General features: G+C 57.1%; 15 protein-coding genes. 3 read left to right on the forward strand and 12 right to left on the reverse strand.

From position 1 onward, the window contains the following. Positions 1-3 precede the first annotated feature (3 nt). Together C1Y41_RS09165 and ndk are read right to left on the reverse strand one after the other, a co-directional pair. Complete coding sequence (locus C1Y41_RS09165) at positions 4-1,173, reverse strand: bifunctional tRNA (adenosine(37)-C2)-methyltransferase TrmG/ribosomal RNA large subunit methyltransferase RlmN (RefSeq protein WP_104085289.1); 1,170 nt, start codon at positions 1,171-1,173, stop codon at positions 4-6. Positions 1,174-1,359: 186 nt separating this feature from the next. Continuing rightward, on the reverse strand, positions 1,360-1,791 hold the full coding sequence (ndk, locus tag C1Y41_RS09170) for a nucleoside-diphosphate kinase (protein WP_039379630.1): 432 nt from the start codon (positions 1,789-1,791) through the stop codon (positions 1,360-1,362). A gap of 314 nt (positions 1,792-2,105) precedes the next feature. On the opposite strand from ndk, the gene sseA reads away from it, so the two are divergent. Continuing rightward, positions 2,106-2,948 (forward strand): 3-mercaptopyruvate sulfurtransferase, encoded by an 843-nt coding sequence (gene sseA, locus C1Y41_RS09175; protein ID WP_039385610.1) that lies wholly within the window; start codon positions 2,106-2,108, stop codon positions 2,946-2,948. 143 nt (positions 2,949-3,091) lie between these two features. Here sseA and sseB read toward each other — a convergent pair whose 3' ends face one another. The 5 genes from sseB to trmJ all read right to left on the reverse strand — a co-directional run bounded on the left by sseB (position 3,092) and on the right by trmJ (position 7,987). After that, complete coding sequence (sseB, locus tag C1Y41_RS09180; RefSeq protein WP_039379633.1) at positions 3,092-3,859, reverse strand: enhanced serine sensitivity protein SseB; 768 nt, start codon at positions 3,857-3,859, stop codon at positions 3,092-3,094. Between the two features lie 51 nt (positions 3,860-3,910). Continuing rightward, positions 3,911-5,197, reverse strand: coding sequence for an aminopeptidase PepB (gene pepB, locus C1Y41_RS09185; protein ID WP_039385612.1), 1,287 nt, complete (start codon positions 5,195-5,197; stop codon positions 3,911-3,913). A gap of 60 nt (positions 5,198-5,257) precedes the next feature. Further along, positions 5,258-6,427, reverse strand: coding sequence for an IscS subfamily cysteine desulfurase (locus tag C1Y41_RS09190; protein ID WP_104085290.1), 1,170 nt, complete (start codon positions 6,425-6,427; stop codon positions 5,258-5,260). A 178-nt stretch (positions 6,428-6,605) separates the two neighbouring features. Beyond that, entirely contained in the window at positions 6,606-7,103 is a 498-nt protein-coding gene (iscR, locus tag C1Y41_RS09195; protein ID WP_039379638.1) for a Fe-S cluster assembly transcriptional regulator IscR, read from the reverse strand. A gap of 140 nt (positions 7,104-7,243) precedes the next feature. Next, positions 7,244-7,987 carry a tRNA (cytosine(32)/uridine(32)-2'-O)-methyltransferase TrmJ gene (gene trmJ / locus C1Y41_RS09200; RefSeq protein WP_039385614.1) on the reverse strand — a complete coding sequence of 248 codons (744 nt, stop codon included), beginning with the start codon at positions 7,985-7,987 and terminating at the stop codon, positions 7,244-7,246. A 121-nt stretch (positions 7,988-8,108) separates the two neighbouring features. Here trmJ and suhB point away from each other — a divergent pair, with 121 nt between their 5' ends. Then, positions 8,109-8,912: an inositol-1-monophosphatase gene (gene suhB / locus C1Y41_RS09205; protein ID WP_039379640.1), complete on the forward strand. Its 804-nt coding sequence runs from the start codon at positions 8,109-8,111 to the stop codon at positions 8,910-8,912. A gap of 45 nt (positions 8,913-8,957) precedes the next feature. Here suhB and C1Y41_RS09210 read toward each other — a convergent pair whose 3' ends face one another. The 3 genes from C1Y41_RS09210 to C1Y41_RS09220 all read right to left on the reverse strand — a co-directional run bounded on the left by C1Y41_RS09210 (position 8,958) and on the right by C1Y41_RS09220 (position 11,757). Then, a complete protein-coding gene (locus C1Y41_RS09210) occupies positions 8,958-9,971 on the reverse strand; it encodes a TIGR04086 family membrane protein (RefSeq protein WP_039379643.1) in 1,014 nt (337 codons plus the stop codon). Positions 9,972-10,162: 191 nt separating this feature from the next. Then, complete coding sequence (locus tag C1Y41_RS09215; RefSeq protein WP_104085291.1) at positions 10,163-11,140, reverse strand: nickel/cobalt transporter; 978 nt, start codon at positions 11,138-11,140, stop codon at positions 10,163-10,165. Continuing rightward, complete coding sequence (locus C1Y41_RS09220; protein WP_094112081.1) at positions 11,131-11,757, reverse strand: DUF1007 family protein; 627 nt, start codon at positions 11,755-11,757, stop codon at positions 11,131-11,133. Before C1Y41_RS09220 ends, C1Y41_RS09215 begins: the two co-directional genes overlap by 10 nt. Positions 11,758-11,915: 158 nt before the next feature. Here C1Y41_RS09220 and csiE point away from each other — a divergent pair, with 158 nt between their 5' ends. Next, positions 11,916-13,184 carry a stationary phase inducible protein CsiE gene (csiE, locus tag C1Y41_RS09225; protein WP_071667892.1) on the forward strand — a complete coding sequence of 423 codons (1,269 nt, stop codon included), beginning with the start codon at positions 11,916-11,918 and terminating at the stop codon, positions 13,182-13,184. Here csiE and C1Y41_RS09230 read toward each other — a convergent pair. Both C1Y41_RS09230 and glyA read right to left on the reverse strand, forming a co-directional pair. Further along, on the reverse strand, positions 13,166-14,314 hold the full coding sequence (locus C1Y41_RS09230) for a 3-phenylpropionate MFS transporter (protein WP_104085292.1): 1,149 nt from the start codon (positions 14,312-14,314) through the stop codon (positions 13,166-13,168). The two genes, csiE and C1Y41_RS09230, sit on opposite strands and share 19 nt — an antisense overlap. 166 nt (positions 14,315-14,480) lie before the next feature. After that, entirely contained in the window at positions 14,481-15,734 is a 1,254-nt protein-coding gene (glyA, locus tag C1Y41_RS09235) for a serine hydroxymethyltransferase (RefSeq protein WP_039379655.1), read from the reverse strand. Between the last annotated feature and the right edge of the window lie 210 nt (positions 15,735-15,944).

Genomic DNA, 15,944 nt, shown 5'->3' on the forward strand with positions numbered 1-15,944 from the left:
GTTTCAGATCGCCTTCACAGAGATAGCGTCACCCGCCATCTTTTTACGCAGCGTACGCTTGGTACGGTCGATCACATCGCCCGCCAGCTGGCCGCAGGCCGCATCGATATCATCGCCGCGGGTTTTACGCACGATAGTGGTAAAGCCATAGTCCATCAGCACTTTAGAGAAGCGATCGATACGGCTGTTGGAGCTGCGGCCATAAGGTGCACCCGGGAAGGGGTTCCATGGGATCAGGTTGATCTTGCAGGGCGTATCCTTCAGCAGCGCCGCCAGCTCATGTGCATTGTCGGTGCTGTCGTTGATATGGTCCAGCATCACATACTCAATGGTCACGCGGCCCTGATTGGCATTGGATTTGCCGATATAGCGCTTCACCGCCGCCAGGAAGGTTTCGATATTATATTTTTTGTTGATTGGGACAATTTCATCGCGAATGGTATCGTTCGGCGCGTGCAGCGAGATCGCCAGCGCTACGTCAATCATATCGCCAAGCTTGTCCAGCGCGGGCACAACGCCTGAGGTGGAGAGCGTGACGCGGCGCTTGGAGAGGCCAAAGCCAAAATCATCCAGCATAATATCCATCGCCGGCACGACGTTGTTCAGGTTGAGCAGCGGCTCACCCATGCCCATCATCACCACGTTGGTAATAGGACGCTGGCCGGTGACTTTCGCGGCGCCAATAATTTTGGCCGCGCGCCATACCTGACCAATAATTTCGGAAACGCGCAGGTTGCGGTTAAAACCCTGCTGCGCCGTAGAGCAGAATTTGCACTCCAGCGCGCAGCCTACCTGAGAAGAGACGCACAGCGTGGCGCGCTCCGCCTCCGGAATATAGACCGTCTCCACCAGCTGATCGCCTACGCGAATCGCCCATTTGATGGTGCCGTCGCTGGAGCGCATCTCCTCCGCTACTTCCGGCGCGCGGATCTCTGCGCGCTGCATCAGCTTGCCGCGCAGCACTTTATTGATATCCGTCATCTGCTCGAAATCGTCGCAGCAGTAGTGGTAAATCCACTTCATGACCTGATCGGCACGGAACGGCTTCTCGCCCATTTCGATAAAAAATTCACGCATCTGCTGACGATTGAGATCGAGCAGGTTAATTTTTTCGTTTTTAGGAGAAACCATGGCGGGGGACGCGTCAGCTGGCGTCACAATCTGTTCAGACATAATAATCTCTGGCCTCGTTGTTACACGTTACGGCTCTGGTTAGGAAGAAGAAAAAACAGCGCCCCGGCTGAGCCAGGCTCAACAGGGGCGCATTATTGTACTATAACTGCGGCACGATGCCAGGGTAACCGTTTTACGCCAGCGTAAAAGGTGTAAACTCCCCTGTCCGCTTCAGCCGCAATGCACTTAGCGGGTGCGCGCGCAGACTTCGTTTTCAGCGAAGAAGTAAGCGATTTCACGGGCAGCAGACTCTGCAGAGTCAGAACCGTGGGTCGCGTTTTCGGTGAAGCTGTCTGCGTAATCTGCACGCAGGGTGCCTGCCAGTGCGTTGTCCGGGTTGGTAGCACCCATCAGGTCACGGTGACGCTGAACGGCATTTTCGCCTTCCAGAACAGAAACCACTACCGGGCCAGAGGTCATGAACTCAACCAGACCATCAAAGAATGGACGGCCTTTGTGCTCAGCGTAGAAGCCTTCAGCCTGCTCTTTGGTCAGGTGCAGCATTTTTGCGCCAACGATTTTGAAGCCCGCGCTCTCAAAACGGTTGTAGATAGCACCGATAACGTTCTTAGCAACGGCGTTTGGTTTAATGATGGAGAAAGTACGTTCGATTGCCATGATTACCTCTGAATTAGCATCCTGAATAAACCGGGAACCCTCTCCCGGTAAGAAAAACGCGCCGATTATAGGGAGATCGACGCGTGTTGCCTATGAGTGATTGGTGGAATTATTGAAAATAATTACTTTTTGCGGTGCAGGCTGCACCGTGACGCACCCGCCACGGGTTTACGCCCTGTGCTGCAGGCCGGATATCTTCAGCAGAACAGATGCTGCATTTTCATCCCGCGGCGCTCACTTTAGCCATTGCGGGCTTGAGATAGCCTGCACATTCCCGGAGACTGACCTTTTCCGCAAGAAGAGAGAAGATGGCAATGACGGTTCCCCTGTTTGTATCTGCTGAGTGGCTGCATGAGCACTACGGTGATGAAGAAGTACAGGTGCTGGATGCGCGCATGGTTCCGCCGGGTCAGGATGCAGTGCGCGATGTCACCGCAGAGTATCTGGCCAGTCACCTGCCGCAGGCAGCTTTCTTTAATATTGAAGCGCTTTCCGATCACACCAGCCCTTACCCGCATATGATGCCCCGCCCGGAGAGTTTTGCTGTCGCAATGCGTGAGCTGGGGGTGGTGCAGGATAAGCATCTGATTGTGTATGACGAGGGTAATCTCTTCTCTGCCCCGCGCGCCTGGTGGATGCTGCGCACCTTTGGCTGCCAGCGCATCTCCATTCTGGCCGGCGGTCTGCAGGGCTGGAAAGCCGCAGGTTTGACTACCGCAGACGGCCCGGTGGCGCTGCCGGAAGGTGACTTCGCGGCACACTTCGACAGCAGTCAGGTGAAGCGACTGAACGATGTACTGCTGCTCAGCCATGAAGGAGGCGCGCAGATTGTGGACGCGCGCGCAGCAAACCGCTTTAACGCTGAGGTGGATGAGCCGCGCCCCGGCCTGCTGCGCGGACATATTCCGTACAGCCTGAATCTGCCGTGGAACAGTCTGGTGGAGAATGGCGCGCTGAAACCCGCCGCCGAGCTGCGTCAGCAGTTTGCGCAGGCAGGCGTGGCGCTGGATAAGCCCATCGTTGCCAGCTGCGGCTCGGGCGTAACGGCGGTGGTGCTGATTCTGGCGCTGACGGCGCTGGGCGTCCGCGACGCAACGCTCTATGACGGCTCCTGGGGCGAATGGGGCAGCCGCGACGATTTACCGATTGAAAAATAGTCACCTGCCTGAAACCAGGGCGCCATGAATGGCGCCCCTACAGGATCCGTACCCGCCTGAAACCAGGGCGCCATTAATGGCGCCCCTACAGGGAATTCCCGCGTTATGCGCGTGCCAGGGCCATACGCATCAACATACGATGGTTAAATGATGCGCTGGCTGCCTTTAAAATCGCGCAGGAAACTGCCCCAGCGCCGCTCATAAAATGGCGTGATATGCGCGGTAAAAAAATGGCTGACGCCATGCTGTCCGGCATCCACTTCGCAGATATCAACAGGAGCATCATCGGTCAGCGTATCGGTCGCCACGCTGCCTGCGGCCTGAATAATTTCATCGATATCACTGTCAGCTTCTATACCAATCAGCAGATTAGGCGCTTCGTTCACGCTTTCACGCAGGCTGGCAATGTAGGCGCGGCGCACCTGTTTATATTTAGCAAACAGCTGGGTCAGGGAGTCGATCATCTGTGCCGGCGGCTCAGCTACCTCCGACAGCAGCAGCGCGTGGCCGCCCTCAAGCACTGTCTGCTGGCTCAGCGCACTTCCCTCCTCACCCAGCAGATGCGCGATTTCACCCGGCGTAAACTCTTTACCCGCTGGTAATTTCGGGTTCAGAAACAGCGCTTCCCCCAGCGTCATCTCAAACAGCGTACGCGCCGGCAGGCGCAGCCACGGCTGTTCATCCGTTATCGCTTCGCGCATAGCCGCCTCAGAGCTGAAGAACGGGATCACGCTACCGCCTCCCTCTTTCTCCCAGTGCTGTAACTCGACGGGCGAGGTCGCGTTAAACTGTTCAGCCGGGCTTTCGCCTGGCACCCAGACATCTGCGGCCAGCAACAGCTGAAAAAACTCCGGGCGATGCGCCGGCTCGGTGGCCGCCAGCTTCAGCACCTCTTCAAGACGATTACTCATGCGTGTTTCATTCCAAAAAAGCGGGCAGGAGCCAGCCTGCCCGAAGCGGGATTATTTCAGTAACAGGTTGGCAAGGGTACGCACGCCGAGTCCGGTTGCGCCTGCTGACCACTGATCCACCGCGCTTTTGCGGTAGGTGGCGGAGCAGTCGATATGCAGCCAGCCCTGCTGATATTTTTCAACAAACCACGAGAGGAATGCGGCCGCGCTGCTGGCGCCGGCGGCGTGAGCCGGGCTGGCGATGTTGTTGAGATCGGCAAAATTTGACGGCAGATGGCTGCGGTGGAACTCCGCCAGCGGCAGACGCCAGAACGCTTCATTTTCGCCGGTGGCGCTGCCCAGCAGCGATTCAGCCAGCACATCGTCGAAGGTAAACAGCGCATGATAGTCGTTGCCGAGCGCCGTTTTAGCTGCGCCGGTCAGCGTGGCAGCATCAATCAGCAGCTCCGGCTTCTGCTCGCTGGCGTCAATCAGGCCATCCGCCAGCACCAGACGCCCTTCCGCATCGGTGTTCATCACCTCAACGGTTTTACCGTTGCGGTAGCGGATGATATCGCCAAGACGGAATGCGTTGCCGCTGACCATGTTATCGGCACAGCAGAGATAGAGTTTTACGCGCTTCGTCAGCCCGCGGGCAATCGCCAGCGCCAGCGCGCCGGTGACGGTCGCCGCTCCGCCCATATCGGACTTCATAGAGTCCATAAATGCGCTCTGCTTCAGGCTGTAGCCGCCGGTATCAAATGTGATCCCTTTACCGACCAGACAGGCGTAAACCGGCGCATCTGCGTCACCGGTCGGGTTGAAATCAAGCGCCAGCAGCACCGGCACGCGCGACGAGCCACGTCCAACGGTATGGATACCGCTGTACCCCTGCTCGCGCAGATCCTCGCCTTTGGTGATGCGATAGCTGACGGCATCGCCACCCGCGTCTCTGATCAGATCGATAGCGCTATGCGCCAGCTGTTCCGGACTCAGGTCTTCCGCTGGCAGGTTAATGGTATCGCGCACCCAGTCAATAATCTGCAGACGACGATCGAATTCAGCGCGATCGCTGTCGCTGAGCGCCGGCCATTCCACCTGGCGCGCGCCTTTCGGGCTGCGATAGCCCTGCCAGAATGCCCAGCACTTTTCCAGATCCCAGTCGTCACCGCACAGCGCAACGTGACGGATGCCCTGGCTGTCGAGCTTGCGCGCCGCGCGCTGAATCGTCAGCAGCGCATCACTGCCCGTAAGGTGCAGCGTCATACCACTCTCGCTGCTGCTCAGCAGGGCTTTTTCGCCCCAGCGCGCATCAGCAGGCTGCGTGCTGAGCGTAATATTCATCGGTTGTGTTGTCATCGCGTCGCTCCGTTTACGTTTGGTCTTATTCCACGCCAGACCGGCGCGGAGTGGCATGGATCAGCGGGCGGCTGCCGGGGCAACGGCCCGCATCCGGCTGACGGCTTTATTGACCAGCGCAATTGCGTAGTCAATCTCCTCCTGCGTGGTGAAACGCCCCAGCGAAAAGCGCAGCGAGCTGTAGGCCAGCTCCGGCTCAACGCCCATGGCGCGCAGCACATAGGAGGGTTCCAGACTCGCCGAGGTACAGGCTGAGCCGGATGAAAGCGCCAGATCTTTCAGCGCCATAATCAGTGATTCACCCTCAACCTGCGCAAAGCTGATGTTAAGGATATTTGGCGCGCTGTGCGTCAGCGAGCCGTTGAGCTGTACGCCGCTCAGCTGGCTGATGCCCTGCCAGAGCCGCTGGCGCAGCGTGGCGAGTCGCGTCATCTCCTCTGCCATCACCTCGCCTGCCAGCGCATAGGCTTCACCCATACCAACAATCTGATGCACCGGCAGCGTTCCGGAACGCATACCGCGTTCATGCCCGCCGCCGTGCATCTGTGCGTCAATCTTCACCTGCGGCTTGCGGCGTACCCAGAGCGCACCGATGCCTTTGGGTCCGTAGAGCTTATGCGCCGAGAACGACATCAGATCCACCGGCAGCGTGCTGACGTCAAGCGGCAGCTTGCCCACGCTCTGCGTGGCGTCCACGTGGAACAAAATATCACGCGCGTGACAGAGCGCGCCCAGCGCCGCAATATCCTGGATGACACCCGTTTCGTTGTTCACGTGCATCAGCGATACCAGCACGGTATCGTCGCGCAGTGCGGCAGCCAGCATATCCGGCGTGACAATACCGTCGCTGCCGGGCGTCAGCCAGGTCACGTCAAACCCTTCGCGCGCCAGCTGCAGACAGCTATCGAGTACCGCTTTATGTTCCGTCTGGCTGGTAATGATATGCCGTCCGCGCGCCTGACGGGCGTGTGCTGCCCCTTTAATAGCGAGGTTATCCGCTTCGGTCGCGCCGGAGGTAAAGACAATCTCGCGCGGATCGGCGTTAACCAGCGCCGCAATCTGATTGCGGGCAACATCCACGGCCTCTTCAGCCTGCCAGCCAAAGCGGTGGGAACGGGATGCGGGATTACCGAAGGTGCCATCCAGCGTCAGACACTTCATCATTCTGCTGGCGACCCGTGGATCCACAGGCGTGGTCGCTGCGTAATCCAGATAGATCGGTAATTTCATGGCGCTGTAACTCCGTAAAATAAAACACAGGTCTTTATAGCATGATTCAGCCTGCAGAGAGTAAACCGGTCATGCGGCCGGTAACGGGAGCGCTAACAGCACAAAGCCCCGGGGGCTTCATCGCTAAGCGCCCGGGGCTTTGTAAAAGTCAGTCTTCAGTCAGGCAATATGATTGCGATCAGGCACGCAGATTAACGTTGATGGTTTCCTGCACGCGATGCTGCTGAAAACGACGGTTATCCACGCTGTTCTGACGATCGGCAACATCAAGGATTTCCTGATTATTCACCAGCTCAGCCAGCGTAATATTGTTCAGGAAATCGCTGATGCGCTCGCTGAGATCGCGCCACAGCACGTGAGTCAGGCAGCGTTCGCCCCCCTGACAGCCCTCTTTACCCTGACATTTGGTCGCATCCACCGACTCATCTACCGCGGTGATCACCGCACCCACTGCGATAGCATTAGCATCTTTGCCCAGCAGATAACCGCCACCCGGCCCGCGCACGCTGGCAACCAGGCCGTGCTTACGCAGACGCGAGAACAGCTGTTCCAGATAGGAGAGTGAAATCCCCTGACGCTCGGAAATATCCGCCAGCGGTACCGGCCCCTCATGCGAATGCAGGGCTACGTCCAGCATAGCGGTAACGGCATAGCGTCCTTTGGATGTCAGTCTCATAGCGTAAAACCTCGTCGGCATCCGCCCTTACTCAGGCGGGTTATCGGTGGAATGTCAGTCAGCGCAGTCTGCCATTCCCGAGTATTTTGGTCAACTATTTAACCGAGTAATTTACTCAACTATTTAACCTGGCGTTTTACTCAACTATTACCCTTATCGCCTTTGGGTTTTTCAAAGGAGGAGAGCATGCCGCGCAGAATATTCAGCTCATCGCGTTCCGGACGGGCGCGCGTATAGAGGCGGCGCAGTTTGCTCATTACCTGGCTCGGCGTGCCGGTACGAATAAAGCCGCTTTCCAGCATCATCTGCTCGATATGCTGATAAAAGCGTTCCAGATCGTCCACCAGCGGATAAGGTGAGGCTTCATATTCCGGTTGCGGAGCCGCTTTTTCCTGCGCATCCAGCCACGCCATACGCACTTCATAAGCGATAATCTGCACCGCCATCGCCAGATTCAGCGAGCTGTACTCCGGGTTAGCCTGAATAGCTACGTGATAATGGCACTTCTGCAGTTCGTCGTTGGTCAGTCCGACGCGCTCACGGCCAAATACCAGCGCGACCGGTGCCTGCTGCCCCTCTTCCACGCTCTTAATGCCGCACTCGCGTGAATTCAGCATCGGCCATGGCAACGACCGTGAACGGGCGCTGGTGCCGACCACCAGGCTGCAGCCGGCAATCGCCTCATCCAGCGTATCAACAATGCGGGCGTTGCCGATAACGTCGCTGGCACCCGCCGCAAGAGAGATCGCCTGCGAGTCAGGTTTAACCAGCGGATTCACCAGATAAAGGTTGCTTAACCCCATGGTTTTCATGGCGCGGGCAACAGAACCCATGTTGCCGGTGTGGGACGTTTCAACCAGTACAATTCGGATATTTTGCAGCATAATTATGAGCGGGTGAGAAAATGATGACGCGCATCCTAACATAAATGCAGGACATTTGCTGAACACGCTGCTATACTCCGCGCCGTTTTCCCCGTTCTTTAACATCCAGCGAGAGATACCGATGCATCCGATGCTCAACATCGCCGTGCGCGCAGCGCGCAAGGCCGGAAATTTAATTGCCAAAAATTACGAAACCCCGGACGCTGTCGAAGCCAGCCAGAAAGGCAGCAACGACTTCGTGACCAATGTTGACCGTGACGCAGAAAGCCTGATTATCGAAGTCATTCGTAAATCTTACCCACAACACACCATCATCACCGAAGAGAGCGGTGAGCTGGCGGGTGAGGATCAGGATATTCAATGGGTAATCGATCCGCTGGATGGCACCACCAACTTCATCAAACGTCTGCCACACTTCTCCGTCTCTATTGCCGTGCGCATTAAAGGCCGCACTGAAGTGGCTGTGGTTTACGATCCAATGCGTAATGAACTCTTCACCGCCGTACGCGGTCAGGGCGCACAGCTGAATGGCTATCGTCTGCGCGGCAGCAACGCCCGCGATCTGGATGGCACCATCCTGGCGACCGGCTTCCCGTTCAAGGTTAAGCAGCACGCGACGCCATATATCAATATTGTTGGCAAACTGTTTACCCAGTGCGCAGACTTCCGTCGCAGCGGTTCAGCCGCGCTGGATCTGGCTTATGTCGCAGCCGGCCGCGTGGATGGCTATTTCGAAATTGGCCTGAAGCCGTGGGATTTTGCAGCGGGTGAGCTGCTGGTACGTGAGGCTGGCGGTCTGGTGACTGACTTCACCGGCAACCACGGTTATCTGCACTCAGGTAACATCGTAGCCGGCAATCCGCGCGTCGTAAAAGCCATGCTGGCTAATATGCGCGAAGAGCTGAGCGAAGCACTGAAGCGCTAAGCAAAAAAAAGGCGGCCCGCGGGCCGCCTTTTTTAATGGTACTGATTAACGACGTTCGTGCGTTAACACCTGACGCGGCTGAGTACGGCGACCTACACCACCCAGAATCGCTGCCAGCACGGCTTCGATAATCAGCATGATGAAGGTGAACCAGCTTGCTTTCGCCGTAGCAGCGGCAGCCTGTTCTGCTGCTTCACGTGCTTTCTGCTCCGCTTCCTGCTTCAGCTGCTGATACTTCTGCATCGCCTGCTGATAGCTCTGCTCTGCCTGGTTAACAATCTGTTCTGCTTCCTGGTCACTCTTACCGGTACGCGCTTTGATAATATTTTTCAGCGCATCGCGGTCAGCAGCCTGCAGCGTATCAGAATGACGGCTCAGCACGCCTTTAAACCAGTTGCTCAAATCAGCATCCGCGTTCTGCGGATTTTGTGCCGTATTTTTTGCCTGATTCTCAGCGTTGTTCGCTTCGTTATTTGCATCCTGCTGCAGATTTTCTGGCTGTAATTCCGGCTTGCCGGTCTGGCGCAGCGTGGTCTCCAGCTCATTCTGCAGATCGTCGAGGTTAATATTATTTTCCTGCAGCTTCTCTTTCGCCATATTGGTCAGCGAAGGCGCAACAGAAGAAATACCATTACCCAGCGCATTTACACCTGAACCCAGAATATTAAAGGCGCCGCCAATAATACCGCTTGCCAGAGAGAAAGCCAGCCACAGAGTAATAAGCGTACTAACACCAAACATCAGTAAACCGTGCAGTGCGCCTTCGCGCTGTGCCAGACGGCCGGCGATATAGCTACCTACCGCCATCGCAATCAGCATGCTGGCACCGGTCCAGATCAGCGCGCCAGTACCAAGATGCTCCAGAGGATTTTGCTCCTGCTGTGGATCAATGGTCGTAGCACCAATTGCCGTACCCAATACTCCCAGTAATATATGAACAATCAGCGCAGCGATAACACCTGCAAATATTGCGCTCCATGAAATGCGTTTTAACGGCAGTCCCGCATGTGTATCGGTCACGGTCTCCGTGATGCCATTATGAGTCCGGATTTCAGGCATGGTATTCTCCTCGCAAAAAACGACGACTGATAAAAGTTTATTTTAAAAAAGTTAATTCTCAGCTGATGTCATTTAGCGTAGACAGAGAATGCTATTTACACCAGAGGTGCACAGCAGGATATTTTTCTCTGATAGCGGAAAATTAAACATCCGGCAGATTATGCGCGGCCGGATGTTTATCCCGGGTCCGGTTAAAAGGGGCGCAGGCCGTTGCTGGCAGCGGGGAGTGCACTCTGCCACAGAAGTACTCCGGCCAGTATCAGCGCAATGGCCCCCAGCAGCATAAGCAGCGCCATCACTACCGCACTCCGTTTTTGATCGGCTGCTGAACGGCTCAATCTCGCTGCCAGCACGCGCGAACGCTGAACCATGATGCCCAGCAGAGACACCGTCAGTGCGGTCCCCAGCGCCATCGCCAGCGCAGCGGCCACGCCCCACAGATAAACATCAATCACTTTAGCGAATAGCAGCATCATCAGCGCCCCTGAACAGGGGCGCAGGCCCATGGAGAGGACCAGCAGCAGCTGAGTCCTGAAGCTCACCGCGTGCGCCAGCTGATGCGCATCCGGTACATGAGTATGGCCACATGCGCAGGCTGCATCATGCTGATGCTGCGTATGTATTGCCCGGATCTGCCAGCCCGCTGCCGGACGCAGGGCTGCCCGCAGCGATTTCACGGCGCGACAGCCCAGCCAGCAGCCCAGCGCGATAACCAGCAGGTAGCTCCCCTTTTCCAGCCAGTAGCTGCTGAGATGGAGCTGGCGCGATGAGGTCTGCAGTACCACCAGCATCAGCGTCACCAGGGCAATGGCTACCCCGCCCTGCAGCAGCGCAGCCAGCAGAGTCAGACGAATGCTGGTGCGCAACTGCGCAGGGTGCGTCGCTAAAAAAGTGGCGATCACCACTTTGCCATGCCCCGGTCCCAGCGCGTGCAGGACGCCATACGCCAGGCTCAGCAGCAGCAGCGTTATCCCCGCCTGGCGCGGCTGTGCTGCGACCTGCAGCAGCAGCTGTGTCAGGGAATGGTTAAGCGCTTTCTGCCACAGCACGCTCTGTAACAGAATGTGCGGCCAGGCGTGCCAGAGCAGCATTGCGGTCAGCAGCAGCAACAGGCCGGCGGCGGGCAGTGGCCAGCGACGCCGCGTAGGGAGCGGAATATTCAGCGACATATCAGCGTCACCGTCTGGGCAAACTGGCGGCCCAAATCCATATCTTCCGGCGGCGCGTCAGCTTTATCCAGCGACAGTGCATACTGCTGCAGCGACGCGTCCGGCTGTGGGGTCGTAAGCTTCAGCTGGCAGTGCGCCTTTAGGTTCTCATCCATGGCAATATCCTGTGACGTCTCATACTGCATATCAACAAAATAGCTGGGATCAAACGTCAGCATACGGTAACGCTTCCCGGCCAACGGCTGCGGCTCGCCCAGCGGCACAATAAATTCGAGCACGGCCTTATGTCCGCTACGCGACAAATTGTACTCCTGCGGCAAATTAAGAAATTTTATCCGCGTTTTCTCCTGCCACAGCTCGGTAAAATAGTGCTGACCCAGTACGTTAGCCATCACCTGAGCCGCCAGCTTTTTCCAGACCACATCACCCGGACTGGCCTGCCCGGCATCATAAAGCAGGTCGGCGGAGGTGATTTCGTCCATCGTCCAGACCATTTTTATGCCGGTCAGCCGATCGTTCTGGCTTTTCAGCTCTGCTTTCATCGCAATAAAACTGTGCGGATGGCATGCAGCCGCAGCGGAGAAAAACAGCGTAACCAGTAAAAGCGCAATTTTCATATGTTATAAAGTAACAATTTATAAGGTAAAGGTTTACGTGGCCCGAAAAAAACTGTGACCCGCCCTGAAGCTCTGAGTAAAAGTCTGCACCGATAGCGTAATTTCAGCGCGATATTGGCTATTCTTAGCTGAAAAATGAGCTGCGGATAAAATACGTGATGAGTTTTGCGCCTGCTACAGCACCGCTCTTCAGCCGTTCCCAGCGACGTTGCCATCTGTTACTGCTGTTATTTCTGCCCGCCCCCGCCCTGACGCTCGATAAACTGTGCCAGCTGAACGGCGTTGATCCTGCGGTTGCCCGTCAGGATATCGCGGATGTGGGCGATGAGATACAGCGCTTTCATCAGCTGGAACTGCATCAGATGGTGGATGGCAGCTTTCGCATTCACGGCACGGAACTGGACAGAAGACTCTGCCTGATCCACTGGCTGCGACGCGCGCTGCGCCTGTCGCAGGCGTTTGTCTGCGACCATTTTGTTCCCGCCCTGCGTCAGCGGCTCAAAGTTTTGCAGATTGAAAAAGCGCTGTGGGATGAGATCAACCTGCAGGCGCTGATCCAGCACTGCAGCCTGCGGCTGATGCGCAATTTCTCTCCCCGCGACCAGCTTTTTCTGCTTATTTTTATGAAGTATGCCCTTTGTCAGCGTCAGGCGGCGCTGTTCAGCGAGCGGCAGCGCAGCTGGCTGGCAGACAAAGCGGAGCGTGCCGCAGCAGACGATGTCATTCACCACTGGCAGAAACGCTGTCATCTGATGCCCGATGCCAGCGAAACCGATTTCTGGACGCTGCTCTTCAGTCTGATTCATGCGCCTGATGCCACCCAGCTGAGTGTGCCACAGGCGCACCGGTTGATGAGTGCCACCGAAGCGCTGATTGCGCGTTTTGAACAGCTGGCAAAAACGCGCATCCGCAACCAGCATGAGCTGAAGCTCCAGCTCTATACTCATCTGGCGCAGGCGCTGGACCGCAGCCATTTTTCTATTGGCATCGATAATAGCGTGGCGCTGGATGTGGCGCGGCTCTATCCGCGGCTGATGCGCACCACCGAGCGCGCGCTGTACCATTTCAGCAGCGACTTTGGCACGCAGTTCAGCGCGGAAGAGACCAGCCTGGTGGCGGTGCTGTTTGGTGCCTGGATGATGCAGGAGAGCGCGCTGCAGGAGAAGCAGGTACTGCTGCTCACCGGCGTCGACGCCGCGCTGGAGCAGCTGCTGGAGCAGCAGCTGCGCGACATGACGCTGCTGCCGATCAATATAACCTATCAGGATATGCTGCACTTCCAGCGCGAGGGCGCACCGCGCGATGTGGCGCTGGTGGTCACCCCCTATGCTATTTCGCTGCCGCTCTTTTCGCCGCCGCTGATCCACGCAGAACTGCCGTTAAGCGATCATCAGCAGCAGCGTATTCTTCAGCTGCTGGACGCCTGAGCCGCAGGACGCAGGAACAGCGCCGGCAGCGCTACCAGCGCCATGACCCAGAAGAGATGCCCCTGCAAATGGGCAAACAGGACGCCGCAGATCATGGTCATCACAGCAATCCCGCCCCCCATCGCCAGCGCCGAGTAGAGCGACTGCAGGCGAATCACTTCGGTGCCTTTGCGTGCAGCGATAAAGCGCATCGCCGCCAGGTGGCAGATGGTAAAACTGCCGCAGTGCAAAATCTGTGCGACAACCAGCAGCGGCAGCGCGGTCGTGGCACCGAGCAGCGTCCAGCGCAGCAACGCGCAGACGCCGGAAAGCAGCAGCAGATCGCGCGCGCTCCAGCGTCTGAACAGACGGTTACTGAGGGCAAAGACTACAATCTCCGCCACCACGCCGAGCGACCACAGATACCCCACCACGGAGGCGGAGTAGCCCGCCTGCTGCCACCAGATGGCACTGAAGCTGTAGTAGGCGGCATGCGCGCCCTGCAGCAGCGTAACGCAGATCATAAAACGCCAGACGCTCTTTTCCCGCAGCAGATCGCGCCACGCCGCCCAGCCGCCACTGGCGCCCTGTCGCGCCTCACCCTGCGGACGCGTCTGCGGTGGCAGCAGCATCCCGCTCAGCATGGCCACGACGCCCAGACTCAGCAGCAGCAAAACCGCCTGATAAGAATAAGCGCTGACCAGCATGCCGGTGAGCGCCGAGCTGATGACAAACGCCAGCGATCCCCACAGCCGCACCGGACCGTAGGCCAGCCCAATCTGGCGCGTCCAGGTTGCCGCCAGCGCATCACTCAGCGGCACCAGCGGAGAGAAAAAGAGATTGAACCCTGCCATGACCAGCAGCAGCCAGAGCCACTGGCCGCCGAACCAGAAGCCGAGAGCGAACAGTGCAGTCAGAAGCGCCAGCAGCCGCAGCGCAACAATCAGCTGAGCCGGATTTTTAACCTGTGAAGCGATAAGCAGGCTGCCGGCGAAGCGCGCGACCATGCCACAACCGAGCAGCAGGCCAATTTTTTCCGCATCGAGTCCGCTGCCCTGCAGCCAGACGCTCCAGAAAGGTAAATAGATGCCGTAGCAAAAAAAGTAGGTGAAATAGCTCAGTCCCAGCCATCTGGCTGATGCGATGGTCATGCTCTCTCCTGTGGCGCGCGCCACTGCCTGCGGTTTGGGCGCTACTTTGGCAAAGCACCGGCTAAAAAGAAACCCGCAGAGCGGATCAATCGTGCGCTAAGCAGTGGAAAATGCACCAATAAAAAAGGATGGCCGGAGCCATCCTTTTTTCATCCGTTAAAACCTGTCAGGCATAAACGGGCAGACGGGCACAGATATCGAGCACTTTCTGTTTGGTGCGTTCGATGGTGGCCTCGTCATTCACGTTATCCAGCACGTCGGCGATCCAGCCAGCCAGTTCACGCACGTCTGCTTCTTTGAAGCCGCGACGGGTTACCGCTGGTGTACCAATACGCACGCCAGAGGTCACAAACGGGCTTTTCGGATCGTTTGGCACGCTGTTTTTGTTCACGGTGATATTTGCACGTCCCAGAGCGGCATCCGCTTCTTTACCGGTCAGGCCTTTGCTCACCAGATCGATCAGGAACAGATGGTTATACGTACCGCCGGAAACGATGTTGTAACCGCGCTCCAGCAGGACTTCAACCATCGCTTTAGCGTTTTTAGCCACCTGCTGCTGATAGGTTTTGAACTCCGGCTCCATCGCCTCTTTGAAAGCTACAGCTTTACCGGCGATGACGTGCATCAGTGGGCCGCCCTGTCCGCCAGGGAAGACCGCAGAGTTGAGCTTCTTATACAGATCCTCATCTCCGCCCTGCGCCAGAATCAGGCCGCCACGCGGACCCGCCAGCGTTTTATGCGTAGTTGTGGTCACGATATGCGCGTGCGGAACCGGGTTAGGATAGACGTCAGCTGCCACCAGACCTGCCACGTGAGCCATATCCACAAACAGCCAGGCGCCGATGCTGTCAGCGATTTCACGCATTTTTGCCCAGTCGCAGACGCCGGAGTAGGCAGAAAAGCCGCCGATGATCATTTTTGGCTTATGCGTCTGCGCCAGCTCGGCCAGTTCGTCATAGTTGATTTTGCCGGTTTCATCGATGCCGTACGGGATAACGTTGTAGAGTTTTCCGGAAAGATTGACCGGTGAACCGTGGGTCAGGTGACCACCGTGCGCCAAATTCATACCAAGAATGGTATCACCCGGCTGCAGCAGCGCGGTGTAAACAGCGAAGTTTGCCTGCGAACCAGAGTGAGGCTGAACGTTGGCAAAATCTGCACCAAACAGGGCTTTTGCGCGGTCGATCGCCAGCTGCTCAACGATATCAACATATTCACAACCGCCGTAGTAGCGCTTGCCCGGATAGCCTTCCGCGTATTTATTGGTGAGCTGTGAACCTTGCGCCTGCATAACGCGCGGGCTGGTGTAGTTTTCTGAAGCGATCAGTTCAATGTGCTCTTCCTGACGCACTTTCTCCTGCTCCATAGCCTGCCACAAATCGGCATCATAATCGGCAATGTTCATATCACGCTTTAACATCCGCATCTCCTGACTCAGCAACTTTAACGGCAATTTAAGCCCCCGCTTAGGGGCGAAGGCCAACAGTGTAAACGGTTTTGCCAGGGGACGATAGCGCCAGGGCGCTCTTTTTACGCAAACGATTGGCATGCCGCTGGAACGCCTTTTTTACGCTTTAGCTGCACGCAAAAAAAGGGCATGGATTGACGGAAGATCAGCGTAAACCGCCCG

It is taken from the genome of Pantoea sp. ICBG 1758 (assembly GCF_002928325.1).
Classification (GTDB): Bacteria; Pseudomonadota; Gammaproteobacteria; order Enterobacterales; family Enterobacteriaceae; genus Pantoea; species Pantoea eucrina.